This is a genomic window from Halorhodospira neutriphila, assembly GCF_016584055.1.
In the GTDB taxonomy this organism is placed as follows: domain Bacteria; phylum Pseudomonadota; class Gammaproteobacteria; order Nitrococcales; family Halorhodospiraceae; genus Halorhodospira; species Halorhodospira neutriphila.
In genome coordinates this window covers 1-3888 of record NZ_NRSH01000171.1, presented here as the reverse complement: position 1 = coordinate 3888, position 3888 = coordinate 1, and the positions used below count along the sequence as shown (strand labels likewise).

Genomic DNA, 3888 nt, shown 5'->3' with positions numbered 1-3888 from the left:
CGTGGCTGTGCCGGCGGCGCGTAGAGCGGCTCGCGGAAGGGGGCGTTGATGTGCACCGGGCCGCCGTCGGCGCCGGCGAGTGCCGGGGCGAGGGCAGCGTCGATCCGCCGGCACAGCCACGCCGTCCCGAGCTGCGGGTCGGGCGCCGGCAGGCGCAGCTCGCTGCGGCACTGCGCGGCGAAGACCCCCGGCTGCTGGATGGTCTGGTTCGCCCCGCAGCCGTGGAGCTCCGGCGGCCGGTCGGCGGTCACGGCGATCAGCGGGACGTGGGACTCGGCGGCCTCGGTCAGCGCCGGGTGGAGGTTCGGGACCGCGGTGCCGGAGGTGGTGATCAGCGCCGTCGGCCGCCCCGTGGCGCGGCTCAGGCCCAGGGCGTAGAAGCCCAGGCCGCGCTCGTCGAAGTGGGTGTGCACGCGCAGCCCCACGCCCGCCTCGAGGCAGCGCCCGGCGGCCAGGGCGAGGGGGGCGCTGCGGCTGCCGGGGGCGAGGCACAGGTCGCGGACGCCGTGCTCGCGCAGCCGCTGCAGGAGGGTGTCGGCCCAGACGGAGGGGATCGCGCGCTCCTCGGCCGGCACTGCCCCTACCCCTGCACGGCGGTCAGGAAGGCCTCGATCTTCGCCTCGAGCTCGCGCCACTCGGCGTCCGGGTCGGAGCCCTCGACGATGCCGACCCCGGAGTAGCACCACGCCCGGTCGCCGGCGACCAGCGCCGAGCGGATCGCCACGGCGAGCTCCGAGCTCCGCGGGGTGACGACGCCGACGACGCCGCTGTACCAGCCCCGCTCGAAGGCCTCGTAGCGGGTGATCAGCTCGCGGGCCCGGCGGCGGGGGAAACCGCAGACCGCCGGCGTGGGGTGGAGCGCCGCGAGCAGCTCGCCGTCGCCGACGCCGGCCTTGAGGGTGGCCCGGATCGGCAGGTGGCGGTGCTGGATGCGGTCGAGCTTGAGGGTCCCGGCCTCGGCGCCGGCGTCGCTGGCGCTCGCCCACGGCTCGAGCTCGTCGCGGATGAAGCGCGTCACCCAGGCGTGCTCGCGGACGAGCTTGGGGTCGCTGTGCAGGGAGCGCTCGAGCCGGGCGTCCTCCGCCGCCGTGGCGCCGCGGCGGACGGTGCCGGCGAGGGACTCGGTGTGCACGCTCCCGCCCTCGCGGTGGAAGAGCCGCTCCGGCGAGCACCCCATGAAGACCTGCCCGCCCTGCTCGATGGCGAAGCAGAAGCTGCCGCGGCTCGCCTGCTGCCAGCGGCGCAGGGTCGCGAAGGCCGGCAGGGGGGCGTCGAAGCGCAGCTCGACCTCCCGGGCGAGGACGGCCTTGTGGAGCTCGCCGGCGGCGATCCGCTCGAGGATCGCCTCGATCCGCTCGCGGCAGCGGCCGTGGTCGAGGTCGTCGCGGCGCGCCACCACGCGGATCGCCCCCGGGGCCGGTGGGGCGGCCGTCTCGGCGGGGGGCGCCAGCCCCTCGAGGGCGGCGAGCAGCCGCTCGCGGCGGCGCTCGAAGGCCTCGGCCGTCTCGGCGAGCAGGTGGGCGCTAAGGCGGCAGCCCTCGGGCTCGCGGCGCAGCTCGATGCTCGGCAGCAGGGCCAGGGCGGCGGGGAAGCCGCGCCAGCGCCCGTCGGCGCGCGCGTCGTCGAAGGCGAAGCCGCCGAAGAAGGCGAGCTCGTCGCGGCCGTCGGCGAGGGCGTGGAGCCGCTGCAGCAGCTGCCGCTGCTCGGCGGCCGAGCCGGCCTCCAGGCGGACCGCCGCGCCGAGCCCCGCCAGGGTGAGCCCCCCCTCGCGGCTGCGCCAGTAGCAGCGCGGCTCGCCGGGGTTGCCCTCCAGCCAGGCCAGCGGGTCGGCGGCGGGCACCGGCCGGCTCGCCCGCAGCAGGGCGCCGGCACGGAAGCGCCAGCCGCGCACCTCCTCGGCGAGCTCCGCGACAGCCCGCCGCCAGGGCGCGCCGGGCCCGCCGTCCCGCAGGCGCTGCTGCGGGGCGGGCTCCGGCTGGTGGGTCCTGGCGGGCTCAGAGGATAGGCGCATGGCGTTGCACGGCGTCTAGGCCGAGCGCTGACCTCGAGCGAAGCGGTTGGTGAGGGCGTTCATGCGGTTGATGCGCTCGGCGACCTCGTTCAGGCGCTGGTCGGTGCGGTGCGACTCCTCGGTCACGCGCTCGGAGACGGACTCGATGTTCGACACGCTCTGGGCGATCTCGTTGGTCGTCGCGCTCTGCTGCTCGGTGGCGGTGGCGATCTGCCCGCTCATGTCGCGGATCTCGTCGACGGCGCCCTGGATCTCCTGGAGCGCGGCGCTGGAGCCGCTGGCGTGCTCGAGGGTCTGCTCGGCCCGCTGGCGGCTCTCGCGCATGGCGGTGACCGCCTCGCTCGAGCCGGACTGCAGCGAGTCGATGATCGAGTCGATCTCGTGGGTGGAGTCCGCGGTCTGCCCGGCGAGCTTGCGCACCTCCTCGGCGACGACGGTGAAGCTGCGCCCGGCCTCGCCGGCCCGGGCCGACTCCACGGAGGCGTTGAGCGCGAGCAGGTGGGTCTGCTTGGTGATCTTCTGGATCAGCGTCGAGGCCTTGTTGATCCGCTCGGCCTCGCCGTCGACCCGGTCGATGATCTCGGCGGCGCTCTCGACGTGGCGGACGAGCTCGCGCACGGCGTCGGCGCTCTGCTCCACCGTCTCGCGGCCCCGCTCGGTCTGGGAGCGGGCGCGCTCGGTGGTGTCCGCCGCCGAGGCGGCGTTGCGCGCGACCTCGTTGACCGTGGAGGTCATCTCCTCCATGGCCGTGGCGACGCTGCGCGTCTCGTCGCTCTGGCGCTGCGCCTCCTCGCGGACCGTCTGCATCGCCTCGCTGACGCGCTGCGCCTCCCGGCTCAGGCCGAGGGAGTCGTCGCCGAGGCGCTTGGCGACGGCCTGGATCTCGGTCTGGAAGTGGAGCAGGGCCAGCTCCACGGGGCTGGCGTCCGCCCGCCGGCCGGTGTAGATCTCCTCGGCGAGGGGGTCGTCGATGAACCGGCGGGCGGTGTCCTGGTTGCGCCGGAGCTGGCGCAGGGGCACGAGCAGCGTGCCGAGGTAGGCGAGGGCCCCGGCCCCGGCGAGCCCCCACTGGCCGGCCGCGGAGACGGGCAGCGCCAGGGCCGCGGCGGTGGCGAGCACCCCGGCGGCGAGGCCGCCGCCGGCGACGGCGGCGCTGCTCGGCCGCCCGGCGCCGAGCTTGGGGGCGGGCAGCTCCCCCTTGTCGGGCTCGGCGGCCCGCAGGCGCTGGTAGACCTGCTCGGCGCGCGCGATGGTGGCGTCGTCGATCTGCTGGCGGACGGACTGGATCTCGACGATCTGCCCCTGCTCGTCGACGATGGGGGTGGCGTAGGCGTGGACCCAGTAGTGGTCGCCGTTCTTGCAGCGGTTCTTGACCAGGCCCATCCACGACTGCCCGGCGCGCAGCCGCTGCCACATCTGCTGGAAGACGACCCGCGGCATGTCCGGGTGGCGGATGACGTTGTGGGGCTGCCCGATCAGCTCGTCGGCGGTGTAGCCGCTGATCTGGATGAAGTCGTCGTTGACGTAGCGGATCTTGCCCTTGGCGTCCGTGGTGGAAAGGATGTTGGCGTCGTCCCAGACCGGCACTCGCCGCTGCGTAACCGGCTCGTTGATGCGCAAGGGAGGCCCTCCTATCGCTTCGCTGCCACCCGTGTACAGCGGTCTGCAGAGTGTTTCAGGATACGGCCGAAAGCGGAGGAAGTCACCCTCGCAGGGTGGGGTTGGCCGCGGTGAGACCGGTACGCGCCCCGCTGCGAGCGGGGGTGGTGCTGTCTAAATCTTGATAAAGTAAAATGTGCCGCGCCCTCGGGCAAGCACGCCGGGGGGGGCGAGGGGGCCACTGGGCGGAAGGGAGCAGCGGTCAGGCGTGAGTGGGG

Annotated in this window: 3 protein-coding genes; all 3 read right to left on the bottom strand. The window is 74.9% G+C overall.

From position 1 onward, the window contains the following. Positions 1-575, bottom strand: a 575-nt coding sequence (locus CKO13_RS11175) for a thiamine pyrophosphate-binding protein (RefSeq protein ID WP_338034642.1), incomplete at its 3' end; no start/stop codon positions are given. Between the two features lie 5 nt (positions 576-580). Further along, on the bottom strand, positions 581-2011 hold the full coding sequence (locus CKO13_RS11170; protein WP_200261001.1) for an isochorismate synthase: 1431 nt from the start codon (positions 2009-2011) through the stop codon (positions 581-583). Positions 2012-2026: 15 nt separating this feature from the next. Continuing rightward, positions 2027-3631, bottom strand: coding sequence for a methyl-accepting chemotaxis protein (locus CKO13_RS11165; protein WP_200260998.1), 1605 nt, complete (start codon positions 3629-3631; stop codon positions 2027-2029). Positions 3632-3888 lie beyond the last annotated feature (257 nt).